This window comes from Neisseria sp. P0020.S003, assembly GCF_051957095.1.
Taxonomy (GTDB): Bacteria; Pseudomonadota; Gammaproteobacteria; order Burkholderiales; family Neisseriaceae; genus Neisseria; species Neisseria subflava.
Genome location: NZ_JBQCWU010000002.1, coordinates 151,563 through 168,360, shown reverse-complemented (window position 1 = coordinate 168,360; position 16,798 = coordinate 151,563). Strand labels below are relative to the sequence as shown.

Genomic DNA, 16,798 nt, shown 5'->3' with positions numbered 1-16,798 from the left:
ATTTAAAATTATAAAGGGTAATGCTGATAAGCAGGCAATATGTTGTTTAATCGATGAATTTTTCAGACGGCCTTAAATGTCGGATGTCTTTTGACGGCTTCCAACCAGCTATCCGGCGTTTGAAACTGCATCAGGCCGTCTGAAAGCGAAACTGCGGCTTGGGTAGTCGAAGCGCGGGTCAGCTTTTCATTGGTTTCGGCATCGTAAATGGTGTAATCGATACGCAGGCAGCTTTCGATCTCGACAATGTCCATATCAACGCGGATTTTTTGGCCGAAACGGGCAGGGTGGATGTATTTGAGGTTCATCTGCACAATCGGCCAGCTGTACCCCTGCCGTCCCATTTCGTTGTAGTCGTAACCGATGGAAGACAAAAAAGCGCAACGTGCGGTTTCAAGGTATTTGACATAGTTGCCGTGCCACACGATGTGCATGGCATCTACGTCAAAAAAAGGAACTTCGGTTTCAAAGCTGTGTTGGCAGTAGATGTGTTTTTTCATGGCTTAAAAAAGTGAGTGTGATGGTTTCAGACGGCGTCTTCGCCCCAAAAATCATAAAAATTGAACCATTGTAGCGGATTTTGCGCACATTCTTGCGCCAAAATGTCGGCAAAACCCTGCATTGCGTCTTTGACGGAAGCCTCGCGGCTGCCGCGTTTCCAGCTGGAAGTATCGGTAAAGCGGCGCAGTTTCAAATGATAGCGGCCGTTTTGTTTGACGCAAAACAGCGTGTTTACCTGCGTTTTTAAAAGCGAAGCCAATAGCCATGCGCCTTGCGGCATAGGGGCGGTATGGCCTAAGAAATTAATGTCGGCGGTTTTCTCGCCGCGTACAGGCACGCGGTCGGCTGCGATGGCAATCCATTCGCCGTTTTCGATACGGCTGTTCAATTCCATCATCAGGGTGGTGTCCAAATCTGTTACTTGAATCAGACGGATATGATCTGCACCGGCTTTTTGCAATGCCTCGTTAAATGCCTGCGCGTGTTTGCTGTGCACCAATACGTTGAGTCTGAAATCTTTATGGTGCGACACCAGCGCACGGCAAACTTCGGTATTGCCCAAGTGCGAACAGGCAAAAATCTGGCCGCGTTCGTTGCGCTTGATTTGCGAATAGATGTCGTCCGGATCTTCAATCACCAAATCTTCATAACGGATTTTGCGTTGCCACACGGCAAAACGGTCGCAAACCGCTTCGCCAAATGCGACGAATTGTTTGAATACGCTGTGTTTCGGCAGGACGATATGGGGAAAGGTCGTCTGAAGACGGGTTTGATAGCGTAAGACATGACGGCGCGGTTTGGGCGCGGTTGCATAAAAATAAAGCACCACAAACCAAATGCACGGCCTCATGAAAAAAGCCGGCAGATAGCGCACCATCAATGTGGTCAGAGTAAGAAACAGGCGGCTGCCGCGTTCGGGCTGCGCCGCCCAATGGGTTTGTTTATTGTCGGTCATGGTTTCAGACGGCCTTTCCGAAAACTTTACCCAATCGGTGTTTCAACATACCGAAAAACAGCCGTGTGTGCATTTTGCTGATGCGGACATTGTCGGCAAAGGCATCAAAGTGAGACACGCCGTCGGCGGCATATTGGACGGGCGTTTTAATCCAAACCGGTTTGACGTCGCGCCAGTAGAGGCGGATAAGGATTTCCGTATCGAAGTCCATGCGGTCGCCTACGGTTTCTTCGCGGACGACGGATAGCGCGGGTGCAAGCGGATAGAGGCGGAAGCCGCACATGCCGTCTTTGATGTCGCATGACCAAGTGTGCAGCATATTCCAGAAATCGGTAATTTTGCGTCCGTAAAGCCGTGCTTTGGGCGCGTCATCGCCGTATTGCGGCCAGCCGCAAACAACGGCTTTGGGGTTTTGTTCTGCTGCAGCGAGAAGTTTGGGTGTGTCGCTCAAACAGTGTTGGCCGTCTGCATCAACCTGCAAGACGTGGGTATAGCCATGTTCTTGAGCGTATTCCAAGCCGGTTTTGACCGCTGCGCCTTTGCCGCCGTTGATGGGACGGTAAAGGACATCAATGCCGTCTGAAACCAAAGCCTGCAATACAGGTTTGCATTCTTCGCGTGAACCGTCGTCCACAATTAAAACGTTTAAACCGAAGCCGCGCATGGTTTGGGCAACGTGGCTGATGGTGGTCGGATGGTTGTAATGTGGAATAAGGGCCAGGGTTTTCATAAATATTCTTAGACAACGTTAACACAATGCAGAGTATAGCAAATAAACATGTCATGGCGTTTGAAAAGGCCGTCTGAAACGGCGATGACAAAATCGTTGGATTTTGTTTCTCACTGTTTCAGACGGCCTTTTATATGCCATTAATTCAGCATTGTACATGACCGACATCGAGGCATAAATCATGGAATTCGTTGAGCGTGCTGCGGTGTCCGATGCTGATGATGATGCTGTCGGGCAGTTTTTGCTTTAGGGCACGGTAGAGCATGGCTTCGGTCGGTTCGTCCAAAGCGGCGGTGGCTTCATCGAGCAGGATGACTTTGGGCTGCGAGAGCAGGGCGCGGACGAAGGCGACGCGTTGCAGTTCGCCGGGGGAGAGTTTGTGTTGCCAGTCGTCGGTTTTATCCAATTTATCAATTAGATAACCTAAACGGCAGGTGTTCATGGCTTCGGCTAGTTCGGGATGCTGTTTGTCGATGTTGGGGTAACAAATCGCATCGCGCAGGCTGCCTTGTGCCGTGTATGGGCGTTGCGGCAGGAAGAGGATGTCTTGATGCGGCGGATGGCTGACTTTACCGCTGCTGCCGAAAGGCCAAAGCCCTGCCAGCGCGCGCAGCAACGAAGTTTTGCCGCAACCGCTTGGGCCGCGTATCAGTAGGGAATTGCCGTTTTTGAGGTTGATATTGATACCGTCTAATAAAACTTCGCCGTTGTGGCGGTATAGGGCAACGTTTTCTAAGATCAGGCCGTCTGAAACTTCGGTAAGGTCGGGTTGTCGTGCGGTGTGTTTTTCTTCCGTACTCAGCAAAAAGCCGTACAGACGCTCCAGTCGGGCGCGGTAGGCGGTGAACTTGTTGTAGAACATCCGGAAGAAAGACAGCGCGTTTTGAAGTCGTGCAAAGGCTTGGACAGTCTGCTGAATGTCACCAATTTTGATTTGTCCGGCAAACAGGCGCGGGGCTTGCAAAATAATGGGAAAAAGCTTGATGCCGTTGGTAAACATGTCATTAAAGCCGCTTAGGCAGACGCTTTGTCGCGCAATGCGCCAACGGTTGCGGATAATGGCTTTAAAACGGTTGGAAAGCTGGTCGTGTTCATGTTTTTCGCCGCTGTAAAACGCCACGCTTTCGGCGTGGTCGCGCACGCGGATGAGGGAATAACGGTAGTCGCCGTTGAGCTTTTCGTTTTCATAGTTGTAACGAATCAACGGGTTACCTATCCACATGGCGATAAAGGTCGCCAAAATCACAAACATATAGACAAACCAAACGATGCCGTGCGGAATGTCGAAGCCGAACACGGTCAGGATGCCTGCCAAGCCCCACAAAACAACGGCAAATTCCAGCGAGGTAACGACTGAATTGACCATGCCGCGCACAAATTCTATGGTCGAGGCGATGAAATCCTGTGCGTCCTGTTGGATACGCTGGTCGATGTTGTCCGGCGCGTGGCGGCGCATTTGCAGGCGGTAGTAGTTTTTGTCGGTAAGCCAGCGCGAAGTCAAAACTTCATTGAGCCGCTCCGACCATTTAATCGCCAAGCCTTGATCGAGAAAGTCGTTGACGACGTTGTTAAACGCCCGTATCAACACCACGCCCGCATTCATCGCTGCAAACATCCAAAACGCGGAGGCGTTTAAATCCTGCATCGAGTCGTAAAGCCCTTTGGACATAAAGGTACTCAATACATTCAGCCGCACTTCGGTTAACAGCAGCGCAATCATCGCCGTAATCAGCAGCAATACTTTGACCGCGCTTTTCGGTGTCAGGCACAGCCGCAGGATATAGGCAAACTCACGCCCGAAGCGCGTTTTACGTGCCAAAAACAGAATCACCGCCGAGGCGGCGGCGACCATCAATAAGGTTTGTAACAGCCAAGACGGCGTGGAATAAAGCTCGATTTGCCATTTTTGCATGTGCGTTGTCTCTTGAGGCAGGCAGCGGGCAGGGGTCGTCTGAAACCCTGATTCTCCGCTTAATAAAATAATTTACAATTACTATGGATAAAGTTTTGATTGATGTTGTATTTTTGTTTTTACAAATAGTTATCATCACTTTTTATAGAAAACCAGAATGTTATCAAATATAATTCCGCAGCAAAATTACTTTGTGATTTTTAACGCTTATTGCAACAAAAATAACCCACCTCAAAGACAGAAGGAATCTATGAATAGCAAATTAGCCCTGATGCCGCTTTTGATTATGAGCGCGTTTTCTTATGCCGCCGATGAAGCGACACCCGAAACCCCTGTGCAACAGCAGTTACAGGAAGTCAATGTCCGCGCCGACGCCAAACGCGTCAAAGCCGCCCGTTCTTACTCCATCGCCAGCGACGGCGACTTGCGCGACCGCGTGAACTTGGGCGTATTGGGCAAAGCCAACGCCTTTACCGCGCCGATTACCGTCGTCAACTACGACGAACAAGCCCTTAACAACACCGAAGCGCGTACTTTGGTGGATGCCGTAGCCAAAAAAGACGCGTCCGTTTGGCAGTTCGGCGGCGAAAGCAACACATTGACCGGCCTGTATTTCCGCGGTTATCAGCTTGATGCGCGTCAATTCAGCGTCAACGGTTTGGCCGGTATGTATGGCACACAAGGCACGGCCAGCGTGCAAGTTGGCTCTGCGCAACTGATTAAAGGCGCGTCCACCGCCGTAAACGGCATGGACCCCGAAGGCGCGGTATCCGGTTCCGTCAATATCGAAACCAAAAAAGCCGCCGATGAAGGCAACCGCAAAATCGGTTTGGGCTGGTTCAGCAACAACCGCGCCCAAGGTACGTTCGACTTGGGCCAACGCTTTGGCGAAAACAAAGAATTCGGCGTGCGCGCCAACGGCAAACTGCGCCACGGCGACACCCCGCGCCACGGTTACAGCGAGGACAACAAAGAATTTGCCTTAAATGCCGATTATCGCGGCGAAAAACTGCGCGTGGCGTTCGATTCCATCTACGCAAAACGCAAAACCAACGGCGGTCGCGCGCGTATGCAGGACATTCAAAACGCCAACGGCCGCTTGTTTGACGCACCTGAAGGCAAAGTGAATTTGGCGCCGAGCTGGCAGGCTCAAAACACGCGCGGTCAAACGAATATGCTGACCTTCGAATGGGATGCATTTGAAAATGCCCAAATTACAGGTGGCATCGGCTACAACAATGCACGTTATTACGGTAATTTCGCCTCTCCTACCGTTACAGACAGTGGTTTAACCTACAATTCTGGTCGCGCGCGTTTGACCGACCAGCGTTTTAAAACGCTCAGTATGAATCTGACTGCACGCGGCGAATTTGAAACCGGTCCGGTAAGCCACAACTGGAGTACCGCATTTGACCGCATCGACCGCAAACGCACTACTTATCAAGGCGCACGTCAAACAAGAAGCAGCGTTATCGATCCGAGCATCGACATTCCTACTCAATTGGCAAAATTGGATTCCAACTTAGGCAGCGCATGGAATACAACACCTTCATTGGATACCGTGATCAAAGTAAACAGTTTGGCGGTATCTGACACGCTTGGTTTTGCCGACAACAAATACCGCCTCACTTTGGGCGGACGTTTCCAAGCCGTCGAGCAGAAAAACAAATTAAACGGCCGTAAAGCGGATGCGAGCCGTTTTAGCCCGATGTTGATGGCGGCATGGGTTCCGCAGCCTGATTTGGTGGTTTATGGCAACTATATGGAAGATTTGGAGCCGTCCGACATCCGTACCGATGATGACGGTCATGTAACGATGGCAGATCCGCGCGTCAGCCGTCAACTTGAAGTCGGCGTACGCAAAAACTGGGGCGACTTTGTCACCACTTTAAACGCGTTCCAAATCAAACGCCCGGGCTACTGGCGCGGCAACACGACTTCAGGAACTGATTTCGCAGCGCGCAAAAATGCAGGCTTGGCTTATAGCGGTTCGGAGCAAGGCATAGAACGCAGCCGCGGTATCGAGTTCAATACCTATGCCAACTTGTTGAACAAAACCCTGCGTCCGACTTTCGGTTTGATGTATCTGCAATCGACTGTAAAAGATTATCCGAATTTCGCCGACAATCTTGTTAGCGGCGTACAAGTCGCCAATCCGCGCGTGATTGCCAAAGCGGGCGTGGAATGGGATACCCCGTTTGCCAAAGGCTTGACCTTGAACGGCAATGTTTCGTATTTCGGCAAGTCTTACCAAGACACGCAAAAACAATACGCCTTCCCGTCCTATACCTTGGTTGACGTAGGCGCGCGCTACAAAACCAAGCTGGGCAAAAATACACTGACCGTCAGCAGCTCGGTAGAAAACCTGTTCAACAAAAACTACTGGCAGGTACAGCGCGGCCAATACGACCGCAGCTTCGCCGTCGTCGGCATGCCGCGCACTTACTGGCTGAAAGCGGAATTGGATTTCTAATCTGATTTCGGTTTGATCGTAATAACAGGCCGTCTGAAAGGGAATAATAAAGAGCAAGAATTTGGTTTTTATCCCTTTTCAGACGGCCTGATTTGATTGCCTTATGTTTTTCGCTTGAAAAATCTTACATGTTTTTTATTGATTTCACGCGAAATAAGGTTAATATTCCATTTTCACAATACATCATTCGAGAAGACATATGAAAAAATCCATCAAACTGACCCTGTGCGCCCTCGCACTCTCACTTTCCGTGCAAGCGCAAGCGGTTACCCATGCCGTGATTGAAACCAATATGGGCAACATCCAACTGGAGCTGGATGAAGTCAAAGCGCCGAAAACCGTGGCAAACTTTGTCAATTACGCCAAAAAAGGTTTTTACGACAACACGATTTTCCACCGCGTTATCGACAATTTTATGATTCAAGGCGGCGGATTTACCGAGAATATGGTACAAAAAACCACCGATAAAGCCATCACCAATGAAGCATACAACGGCTTGAAAAATAATGTCGGCACCATCGCCATGGCGCGCACCGGCGATCCAAATTCAGCAACCAGCCAGTTCTTTATCAATACAGCAGACAATGACTTTTTGAATTTCAAAAGCAAAACCCCTCAAGGCTACGGCTATGCCGTTTTCGGTAAAGTTACTTCCGGCATGGACGTGGTCCGTAAAATCAGCAAAGTAAAAACAGCGACACGCGGCTTCCATCAAGATGTTCCAACCGAAGCAGTGATTATCCGCAAAGTCAGCATCAAATAATTTTGATTGTTTGAACCCAAACAACAGGCCGTCTGAAACATTCAGACGGCCTGAATTTATTTATTTGATAATAAGCAGCAATTTGGGCGATAATTCAGCATCTACAATTTAAGGAGTCGATTATGCAAACCCGCCTGCCTTTTTTCGGCGTTGTCCGTGTCAGCGGCGAAGACAGAGCTTCATTTCTTCATGGTCAATTATCCAATGATATTAATAATTTAGCTTCCGGTCAGGCATGTTACGCCACATACAATACGCCTAAAGGCCGTGTGTTGGCGAATATGCTGGTCATCAATCGCGGAGAAGATTTACTGTTGGTCATGGCTCAAGATTTGACCGAAGCCATCGTCAAACGCCTAAGAATGTTTGTCTTGCGTGCAAAAGTCGTCTTCGAGCTTATGCCTGATTTAGCAGTCAGCGGCGAGTTGGCAGAAAATGCAGAGCCTCATCCTGCTACCGAACCGCAACTGTCTTTCCCTGCCCAAATTCAAGAAAACACCGTAGAAATTGTCTTGCCGCACACAGGTCGTCTGAAAATTTCAGCAGCCGAAAACGCAGCCGAATATCAAGCAGGAGCCGAAAACACGTGGAACCTGCACGAAATCCGCAGCGGCTATCCGTGGATTTGCGCCGCAACCAAAGAAGCGGCTGTTGCCCAAATGCTGAACCAACACATCATCGGCGCAGTCCATTTCCGTAAAGGCTGCTACCCCGGCCAAGAAATCATCGCCCGCGCCCAATACCGAGGCCAAGTCAAACGCGGTCTGGCCGTATTAAGCGGCGATTCTTTAGAAGCCGCCGGTATTGCCGTCAAAGTTGGCGAAGAAGAAGCAGGCGTCATCCTCAACACAGCACTGACTGAACAAGGCAGCCTAAGCCTTGCCGTTATCAAGTTTTCCGCAGCAGAAGCAGCATTGACCGATGCAGACGGTAATGCTTTGAAACAGGAAGAACTGTTTTTTACGGTAGAGAAAGATTGATGTTAGATGATTGAACAAAAGCTTAAATTTAAGCATTAATCAGCTTTAAATGAAAACAGAAAGGCCGTCTGAAATTCAGACGGCCTTTGATATTGAGTTTTGTTGATACATGACCCAAGCTGCGTTTGCTGCTGACTGGATTACGGCATGGTTTGGAATCATTCGGTAGCAACAAAAACCGCGTGCGTGCGTACCGCACACACCCTACACCTTAATCTTAAGGTTTGCGTCGCCCGCAGGTAGGGTGTGTGGCGTAGCCACGCACGCGGTTGGTGGGAATGCAGGCTGCGGCTTGCTACAAATATTCACATTATCTTATTTTAACGAGCTTAGAAATGCTTTAATCAATTCATCACCACGTTTTTTAATATGTTCTGCATTCCATTCGGTTTTATCACACAGGTAATCGTTAATTTTGACGTTACCACTTTTCAGGCCGATATCGTTGCCATTTTCATCAATTACTTGCGATTTTCCAACAAATGAGCGGTTATGCAGATTGCTGTTATATGCAGATAAAGTTAGGTTGCCCAACGAATGCAGCCATTCTTTGCAATCATCCGGCCATTCCCCCGTTTTGGGTTTTTGCGGATAAATGTGTTCCACTGACCAAACAGGTTTGCCTTTATCGGTGTTTGCCCAAAAATCTACCGCATTTTCGTCCGTTCGCTGTTTTTGTTCCAAATATACCAAGATATAACGTGTTAAATGGACGTTATCTTCATATAAATATTTGTTTTCCAAAGATTGTTTTATATATTTGGCATCAGGCAAAGCTTGTTGTAATTGGGCAATCAGTGCAGCTTCATCATATTTTTCATGCTGGGTCTTTGCGGCAGTAATAAAAATATCATCTGTACGGGAGGTTGCGGGAATATTGGTTAAATGGCGCACCATAAACCATTGTTCTATATAATTTAATAAACCAGAAAAATCTTGTTGCGGATATTGGTCAAACAAAAGCAGCAGTAATGTATAGGCAGGTGCGATGCCAAGTTTTTTCAAATCAACTAACTTGTTTTGATAACGAACAAATGCACTGTTCGCTGCAATATCTTCTGGGAATGATAGAGCATGATAAATTTTTGATTTTGAGATTAGTTCTCGAAGTACGTTTTCGGGTTGTTGTTTGATGGCTGCTGTATAAGTTTGGATTAGGTCATTTTTGGTAATTTTGTCTTTACCTTTGTCTTTATCCCAAATCAAACCGATAGGTTTGAACGCTTGATAGAAATGCCGCAAATAGCGGACTTGCACGTCATAGTCGTTCAGATTATTGATGATTTGCTGCCATTCTTCGTTGGTCTGTTCGGCTGATTGGTTTTTCAGGCTGCTAATCATGCTGTTTTTAATCAAATCCATCGGTGTAAGCGGCACGCCCCGGTTGTTGATGCTTTCAAACAGGATAAATGCAGATGCCGCATCTTGCGTATCAATCCGCACCACACAGGCAGCCGTAATTTTATCCAGTAGCTTAAACAAAGTATCCACATCATCGCCAGCATAGTTTTCAATGCGCTCTTTAAAATGATTGAATGCTTTGGTGATGCGGCGGTTGCCACGATATTGCGGTTCGTTGCTCTTATTGCCGTGCACGATTTCACGTACCAAATACGTATAATCAGCCTGATTGTTGTTTTGGATAGATGGGGTGAGGCGTGTTAATTTATTGTCGGAATGGTTGAGAAAATATTTTTTAAATGCAAGGCGCGCTTCCTGATAATCATCGTTTTCTATTACTTTGCGATTTTCATTCAATGGTTTTATTTTTTCATACAATGCAAGTAGTAATAAATTCAAAGTGGTTAAACGCTGTTGCCCGTCAATAACGGTGGCTTCTATGCTATCTCCTACGTTGCCGTCTAAAATACAAATCAGCGAACCGAGAAAATAACCTTTATCGTTATCGGTTAAATCATCAAATAGGTTATCCCATTGGTTTTTTGTCCATGCATATTCGCGTTGATAGGGCGGAATAACATAATGATATTTCGCGCCGTTGTTTTCACTTAACAAAGCTTTTACGGTAGTTTGAGCTGCAGTTTGAATCATAGTTACATCCTTCATTTCATAAATAGAAAACAGTAGTTATTGTGGTTTATCAAATTTAATTTGGTTTTGAACATGGCAAGTTATAGTGCAGGCTGCCTGAAACCCACTTTCAGGCAGCCTGCACTTTTCTATATTACAGTTTCTCTTTAACCCAATTTTCAATGCTTGACAATGTTTCAGGCAATTTATCAGCATCCGTGCCGCCGGCTTGCGCCAAGTCAGGACGGCCGCCGCCTTTACCGCCGACTTGTTCGGCTGCGAATTTGACCAAATCGCCTGCTTTCACTTTTCCGGTCAGGGCTTTGGATACGCCGGCGCACAGGGAGACTTTGCCGTCGTTGACTGCGGCGAGCAATACGATGGCTTGTTCGGATTTGCCGGTCAAGTCGGTCACGATTTCGCGTAGGGCTGCGGCATCGGCTTCGATTTGTGCGGCAACGAGTTTGGCTGAACCCAAGTCTTTTGCATCGTCCAAGAGTTTGGCGCCTGCATGGACGGCGAGTTCGGCTTTGGCGCGTGCCAATTCTTTTTCCAATGCTTTGGCGTGTGCCGCGCCTGCTTGGATTTTCGCCAGTACGTCTTTTTCGGTTTGGGCTTTGGTTTCGGCAATGATGTCTTTAACCAAACGCTCTTGCTCTTGCGCCCATTTGAGTGCGTTCAGGCCGGTGATGGCTTCGATACGGCGCACGCCTGCAGCAATACCGCCTTCGCTGATGATTTTGAAGAGGCCGATGTCGCCGGTGCGTGAAACGTGTGTACCGCCGCACAATTCGGTTGAGAAACCGCCCATTTGCAGTACGCGTACTTCGTCGCCGTATTTTTCGCCGAAGAGCATCATGGCGCCGGTTTTTTGGGCATCTTCCATGCTCATAATGGCGGCATTGACGGCAACGTTGGCCAAAATGGCTTCGTTGACGCGGCGTTCTACTTCGGCGATTTCTTCGGCAGTGACCGCTTGAGGATGGGAAATGTCGAAACGGGTGGATTCGGCGGTAACCAAAGAGCCTTTTTGTTCAACGTGTTCACCCAATACATCGCGCAGGGCTTTGTGCATCAAGTGGGTCGCGCTGTGGTTGCGCATATTGGCATTGCGGATTTCGTCATCCACTTTGGCGGTAACGCTGTCGCCGACTTTCAGACGGCCTGAAGTTTGTACGCCGAATTGGCCGAATACAGCCGCTTTGATTTTTTGGGTATCGCGTACTTCAAAGCGGTTTTCGCCTGCAAAGATATAGCCGACGTCGCCGACTTGGCCGCCGGATTCTGCATAGAACGGGGTAAAGTCGATAACGATGGCACCTTCGTCGCCTTCGTTCAATTCGTTGACTTGCTCGCCGTCTTTGTAGAGGGCGAGGATTTTAGATTCGGTTTGGCGTTCGCTATAACCTTTAAACTCGGTGTCTTGACCTTCGTAAGGCAGTTGGGCGTTGGCTTTGAAGCTTTGTGCGGCGCGTGCGCGTGCGCGTTGTGCATCCATTTCGCGGTTGAAGCCTTCTTCATCCAAATCGATGCCCAATTCGCGCGCCATGTCGGCAGTCAGGTCGTAAGGGAAGCCGTAGGTGTCGTAGAGTTTGAAGATGTGTTCACCACCGATAACGAGTTTGCTGTTGGCGATGTTGTCCATCAAATAGGCATTTAAGGCTTCGGCAAACGGTTTTTCCGCGTCGGGAATATGGGCGGTTTCCAAAGCAGCCTGCAAATCGATATACATGCCTTCGTTCAGGCTACCTGAAACTTGGGGACGGATAACGATTTGCTTTTTGCCTGAAGCGGCACGGGAGGCGGCGGTGAATTCCACACCCTCTGCGGTTTTCAATGCCAGTGGTTTGCCCGCACCATCTTGCGGCAGCAGGCTTTCCAGTTTCAAGAATTTCATGCCGTTGAACACTTGATTGAACAAGCCCATGCCTTTTTCCAGCGTTTCGCCGAAACGGCTCTCTTCCGCGCGCAGGGCTTCCATAATCTGCGTCTGCTTCTCTTTCAACTCAGGATAAGCATCACCCATTACTTTCACCAAGTCGGGCACGAGTTTGTAGAAAAACGCTTGTTTCTGACCGAGTTTGTAACCGTGGCGTACGGCGCGGCGGACGATGCGACGCAGTACATAGCCGCGGCCTTCGTTGGACGGCATCACGCCGTCTGCAATCAGGAAGGAGCAGGAGCGGATGTGGTCGGCGATGACTTTCAGGCTTGGTTCTTCCATGCTGAACGGCGCGCCGGTTTCGCGGGCAACGGCTTTGAGCAGGTCTTGGAACAGGTCGATTTCGTAGTTGCTGTGGACATGCTGCATGACGGCGGCCATACGTTCCAAGCCCATGCCGGTATCAACGGATGGTTTAGGCAGCGGATTCATATTGCCTTGTTCGTCGCGGTTGAACTGCATAAATACGCAGTTCCAAATTTCGATCCAGCGGTCGCCGTCTTCTTCAGGGCTGCCCGGAATGCCACCCCAGATTTCTTCGCCGTGGTCGTAGAAAATTTCGGAGCAAGGGCCGCAAGGGCCGGTGTCGCCCATTTGCCAGAAGTTGTCAGACGCGTATTTCGCGCCTTTGTTGTCGCCGATGCGGACGATACGCTCGGCAGGCATGCCGATTTCGTTCAACCAGATGTTGTAGGCTTCGTCGTCTTCTGCGTAAACGGTCGCCAACAGTTTGTCTTTAGGGATGTTCAACCATTCGGGGGAAGTCAGGAATTCCCAAGCGAAGTGGATCGCGTCGCGTTTGAAGTAGTCGCCGAAGGAGAAGTTGCCCATCATTTCAAAGAAGGTATGGTGACGGGCAGTGTAGCCGACGTTTTCCAAGTCGTTGTGTTTGCCGCCTGCGCGTACGCATTTTTGCGCGGTAGTGGCGCGGTTGTAGGGGCGTTTGTCAAAGCCGAGGAATACGTCTTTAAATTGGTTCATGCCTGCGTTGGTAAACAGCAGGGTCGGGTCGTCGTGTGGCACGAGCGAGGAAGAGCGGACGATGGTGTGGCCTTTAGATTCGAAAAATTTCAGGAATTTTTGGCGTAGTTCGGTGGTTTTCATAATGTCTCGATAAAATTTTGTACAAAGATTTCAGACGGCCCGGACGGCGCGTTGAGATTAAAAACGAATGGGTGTTATCTTACCGCAAAACCATATTTCAAGCTATCGGCAGAAAGGTTTTAAGTTGGCGGCAAGCTGTCTTTCAGACGGCCTCAAGCAGGTCGATATCTTTTAGCAATGAAGCCTATCCGCCCCGGCTTGCCTGCTTTATAATGTCTTTCTCTTTTCAACCGGATACGCAAGGAATGATAATGGCCAAACATCTGCCCCTCATCGTACTGACTGCGCTGGCATTGGCCGGCTGCGGCGGCTCGGACAAAACTTCTGCCGACAAGGCGGCGCAAACCGATAATCAAAAGGTATTGAGCATTTACAACTGGTCGGAATATGTCGATCCCGAGACGGTTGCTGCGTTTGAGAAAAAACACGGTATCGCAGTAACTTATGATGTATATGATAGCGATGAAACGCTGGAGAGCAAGGTATTGACCGGTAAGTCGGGTTACGACATCGTGGGTCCTTCCAATGCGTTTGTCGGTAGGCAGATTAAGGCAGGTGCGTATCAGAAAATCGACAAATCCCTGATTCCCAACTATAAAAACCTCAATCCACAATTGATGAAGCTGATGGAAGGCGTTGATCCGAATCACGAATACGCCGTTCCATTTTATTGGGGGACTAATACTTTTGCCATCAATACCGAGCGTGTGAAAAAGGCTTTGGGTACGGACAAACTGCCGGACAATCAATGGGATTTGGTGTTTAACCCCGAATACACGTCCAAACTCAAGCAATGCGGCATCAGCTATTTGGACAGCGCGGCAGAGATTTATCCTATGGTATTGAATTATATGGGTAAAAATCCAAACAGCAGTGAAACGGCGGATATTAAGGCGGCTACGGAAGTCTTGAAGAAAAACCGTCCGTACATCAAGCGTTTTACCTCGTCCGGTTTTATCGATGATTTGGCGCGCGGCGATACTTGCGTAACGATTGGTTTTGGCGGCGATTTGAACATTGCCAAACGTCGTGCCGAAGAAGCCGGCGGCAAAGAAAAAATCCGTGTGATGATGCCGAAAGAAGGCGTGGGGATTTGGGTGGATTCGTTTGTGATTCCGAAAGATGCCAAACATGTGGCCAATGCCCATGCGTATATCAATGATTTCTTAGATCCCGAAGTTGCGGCGAAAAACGGCAATTTTGTTACTTATGCGCCATCCAGTAAACCGGCTCAGGAGCTGATGGATGAAGAGTTTAGAAACGACAATACGATTTTCCCGACTGACGAGGATTTGAAAAACAGCTTTATCATGGTGCCTATTCAACCGGCGGCGTTGAAATTTATGGTCCGTCAATGGCAAAGCGTGAAAGCAGGGACATAAGCTGATTTAAACGTATTAAGGCCGTCTGAATAGTGTAATCGAGATATTTGATTTCGTTTTACGGCTGTTCAGACGGCCTTTGTTTTGTGTCAGATTGGCTTGGAAGATTTAAAAACAAAGGGCGTGTCTATCAATCACGCCCTTTGTGTTTGTTTCAGACGGCCTTAGAATTTCACGCCTTTATGCAGGGCAACAATGCCTGCGCTCATGTTGTGGTAATCCACGCTGTCGAAACCTGCATCCAGCATCATTTGTTTTAAGGTTTCTTGGTCGGGGTGCATACGGATGGACTCGGCGAGGTATTGGTAGCTGTCGGCATCTTTTGCAATCAGTTTGCCCATAATCGGCAACAGTTTGAAAGAGTAGAGGTCGTACACGCCTTCCAAAGGTTTGTACACTTTGGAGAATTCCAACACCAGCAGGGTGCCGCCCGGTTTCAATACGCGGTACATTTCTTTCAGCGCGGCATCTTTGTGTGTCATGTTGCGCAGGCCGAATGCGACGGAAACCAGATTGAAATAGTTGTCGGGGAACGGCAATTTTTCAGCGTCTGCCAACGATACGGGCAGAATCATGCCTTCGTTGAGCAGGCGGTCGCGGCCGACCGTCAGCATGGAGGAGTTGATGTCTGTCAGCCAAACTTCGCCTTCTTTGCCCACACGTTTTGCCCAGCCTCGGGACAAATCGCCTGTACCGCCGGCGATGTCCAATACTTTGTCGCCTTTTTTCAGGCGGGCGGTATTGATGGTGAAATGTTTCCAAACGCGGTGCAGACCGCCGGACATTACGTCATTCATAATGTCGTAGTTTTTTGCCACGGAGTGGAAGACTTCGGCAACTTTGCCTGCTTTTTCGTCTTCGTCAACGGTAGTGAAGCCGAAATGGGTTTTGTGGTCGCTCATAGTGTCTGCCTTCTTAAAATAATACGGATTCAGGTATCGAATACGTCGAAATCGCCAACCACTTTCGACGCGGGAAATATAGTTTGTGCCTGTTGTTCCAGCATCAGGCATTGTTCTTCTTCGGTATAACGTGCGCTGATGTGGGTCAGGTAAAGTTGTTGCACATTGGCCTGCAAAGCCAGTTTGGCGGCATCGAATATGGTCGAATGGAATATTCGTTCCGCTGTTTCTTCATCACCTGCCGCAAAGGTTGCTTCATGCGCCAAAACGTCTGTATTTTGCGCGGTGCGTACTGCCTGAGGACAGGCTTTGGTATCGCCGAAGATGGCCACTTCTCGGCCTTTTTTGGGCGGGGAGAGGGACGCTTTGCCGTCAATCGTCCTTCCGTCATCCAAACTTACGGTCTCGCTTTTTTCAGACGGACTTTCCGCCGCAACCACCGCTACCGCAGGAATGTGTGTGCTTGGGTTTCAAATCTTCGGCACTTGGCGTTCTGGACGCACCGGCCTTTTCGAGGCGGTCGAGATAGTCTTGCCAAAGCGCGTCTTGATTGTGCGCCAGTCGGTAGAGATAGTCCCAATCATAAAGGCCGCTGTCGTGGCCGTCTGAAAAAGTAATTTTCAGTGCGTATTGGCCGACGGGGTCTAAATCGGTAATACTGACTTCGGCTTTGCCTGTTTGCAAAACATCTTGGCCTGGACCGTGTCCGCGCACTTCCGCGCTGGGCGAGTACACGCGCAGGTATTCGGCAGGAAGGCTTTTGGCACCGTCAACATAGACCAAAGTCAGTACGCGCCGCTCTTGCTGGAGACGGATTTCTTGTGGAATTTTATCGGCTTGGGTCATGTCATGCTCCGTTCTTTTTACGCAAATAGGCAACGCGTACAGAAAAAATACCGCCAAGTACGGCAAACAGCACGATTGCGTAGAGTGAAAACCGTATCAGGCTCACTTGCGTATCCGCCGTCAGCCCCAAAGGCAGCAACATCACGGCAACGAACAGTAAAAACGCGGCCAACATGGCGACAATGCTGGCAAAGGCATAGCGGGTATTGGCTGCTGTTTGCGGATGTTTGGTCATATTGGATAGCTTGCCGTAAGGTGGTGAGGCGGTATTTTATCA

General features: G+C 49.0%; 14 protein-coding genes. 4 read left to right on the top strand and 10 right to left on the bottom strand.

Features of this window, described 5'->3' with window-relative positions; genetic code table 11:
- Nucleotides 1-62: 62 nt before the first annotated feature.
- The 4 genes from ACTHTQ_RS02525 to ACTHTQ_RS02510 form a co-directional block, all read right to left on the bottom strand.
- Nucleotides 63-500, bottom strand: coding sequence for an acyl-CoA thioesterase (locus tag ACTHTQ_RS02525; protein WP_440362988.1), 438 nt, complete (start codon nucleotides 498-500; stop codon nucleotides 63-65).
- 26 nt (nucleotides 501-526) lie between these two features.
- Nucleotides 527-1,456, bottom strand: a complete 930-nt coding sequence (locus ACTHTQ_RS02520) for an LpxL/LpxP family acyltransferase (RefSeq protein ID WP_440362987.1) — start codon at nucleotides 1,454-1,456, stop codon at nucleotides 527-529.
- Nucleotides 1,457-1,460: 4 nt separating this feature from the next.
- Entirely contained in the window at nucleotides 1,461-2,186 is a 726-nt protein-coding gene (locus tag ACTHTQ_RS02515) for a glycosyltransferase family 2 protein (protein WP_440362986.1), read from the bottom strand.
- Between the two features lie 145 nt (nucleotides 2,187-2,331).
- Nucleotides 2,332-4,098: an ABC transporter ATP-binding protein/permease gene (locus ACTHTQ_RS02510; RefSeq protein ID WP_440362985.1), complete on the bottom strand. Its 1,767-nt coding sequence runs from the start codon at nucleotides 4,096-4,098 to the stop codon at nucleotides 2,332-2,334.
- Between the two features lie 250 nt (nucleotides 4,099-4,348).
- Between ACTHTQ_RS02510 and ACTHTQ_RS02505 the strand changes: the two genes are divergently transcribed.
- From ACTHTQ_RS02505 to ygfZ, 3 genes are all read left to right on the top strand, one after another.
- Nucleotides 4,349-6,571 carry a TonB-dependent receptor gene (locus ACTHTQ_RS02505; RefSeq protein WP_440362984.1) on the top strand — a complete coding sequence of 741 codons (2,223 nt, stop codon included), beginning with the start codon at nucleotides 4,349-4,351 and terminating at the stop codon, nucleotides 6,569-6,571.
- A 199-nt stretch (nucleotides 6,572-6,770) separates the two neighbouring features.
- A complete protein-coding gene (locus ACTHTQ_RS02500) occupies nucleotides 6,771-7,334 on the top strand; it encodes a peptidylprolyl isomerase (protein WP_440362983.1) in 564 nt (187 codons plus the stop codon).
- 122 nt (nucleotides 7,335-7,456) lie between these two features.
- Nucleotides 7,457-8,314, top strand: coding sequence for a CAF17-like 4Fe-4S cluster assembly/insertion protein YgfZ (ygfZ, locus tag ACTHTQ_RS02495; RefSeq protein ID WP_440362982.1), 858 nt, complete (start codon nucleotides 7,457-7,459; stop codon nucleotides 8,312-8,314).
- 315 nt (nucleotides 8,315-8,629) lie between these two features.
- Here the strand turns inward: ygfZ and ACTHTQ_RS02490 are convergent, their stop codons facing one another.
- Together ACTHTQ_RS02490 and alaS are read right to left on the bottom strand one after the other, a co-directional pair.
- Nucleotides 8,630-10,366 carry a DUF262 domain-containing protein gene (locus tag ACTHTQ_RS02490; RefSeq protein ID WP_440362981.1) on the bottom strand — a complete coding sequence of 579 codons (1,737 nt, stop codon included), beginning with the start codon at nucleotides 10,364-10,366 and terminating at the stop codon, nucleotides 8,630-8,632.
- Between the two features lie 133 nt (nucleotides 10,367-10,499).
- On the bottom strand, nucleotides 10,500-13,391 hold the full coding sequence (gene alaS, locus ACTHTQ_RS02485; RefSeq protein ID WP_440362980.1) for an alanine--tRNA ligase: 2,892 nt from the start codon (nucleotides 13,389-13,391) through the stop codon (nucleotides 10,500-10,502).
- Nucleotides 13,392-13,642: 251 nt separating this feature from the next.
- Here alaS and ACTHTQ_RS02480 point away from each other — a divergent pair, with 251 nt between their 5' ends.
- Complete coding sequence (locus ACTHTQ_RS02480; RefSeq protein WP_440362979.1) at nucleotides 13,643-14,773, top strand: polyamine ABC transporter substrate-binding protein; 1,131 nt, start codon at nucleotides 13,643-13,645, stop codon at nucleotides 14,771-14,773.
- A gap of 164 nt (nucleotides 14,774-14,937) precedes the next feature.
- Here ACTHTQ_RS02480 and ubiE read toward each other — a convergent pair whose 3' ends face one another.
- The 4 genes from ubiE to ACTHTQ_RS02460 are packed head-to-tail and all read right to left on the bottom strand — an operon-like array spanning nucleotide 14,938 to nucleotide 16,756.
- On the bottom strand, nucleotides 14,938-15,675 hold the full coding sequence (gene ubiE / locus ACTHTQ_RS02475) for a bifunctional demethylmenaquinone methyltransferase/2-methoxy-6-polyprenyl-1,4-benzoquinol methylase UbiE (protein ID WP_003746386.1): 738 nt from the start codon (nucleotides 15,673-15,675) through the stop codon (nucleotides 14,938-14,940).
- Nucleotides 15,676-15,704: 29 nt separating this feature from the next.
- Nucleotides 15,705-16,070: an MBL fold metallo-hydrolase gene (locus tag ACTHTQ_RS02470; RefSeq protein ID WP_440362978.1), complete on the bottom strand. Its 366-nt coding sequence runs from the start codon at nucleotides 16,068-16,070 to the stop codon at nucleotides 15,705-15,707.
- A 19-nt stretch (nucleotides 16,071-16,089) separates the two neighbouring features.
- Nucleotides 16,090-16,521 carry a gamma-butyrobetaine hydroxylase-like domain-containing protein gene (locus tag ACTHTQ_RS02465; RefSeq protein WP_440362977.1) on the bottom strand — a complete coding sequence of 144 codons (432 nt, stop codon included), beginning with the start codon at nucleotides 16,519-16,521 and terminating at the stop codon, nucleotides 16,090-16,092.
- A 1-nt stretch (nucleotide 16,522) separates the two neighbouring features.
- Nucleotides 16,523-16,756 carry a cytochrome b6 gene (locus ACTHTQ_RS02460; protein WP_107810353.1) on the bottom strand — a complete coding sequence of 78 codons (234 nt, stop codon included), beginning with the start codon at nucleotides 16,754-16,756 and terminating at the stop codon, nucleotides 16,523-16,525.
- Between the last annotated feature and the right edge of the window lie 42 nt (nucleotides 16,757-16,798).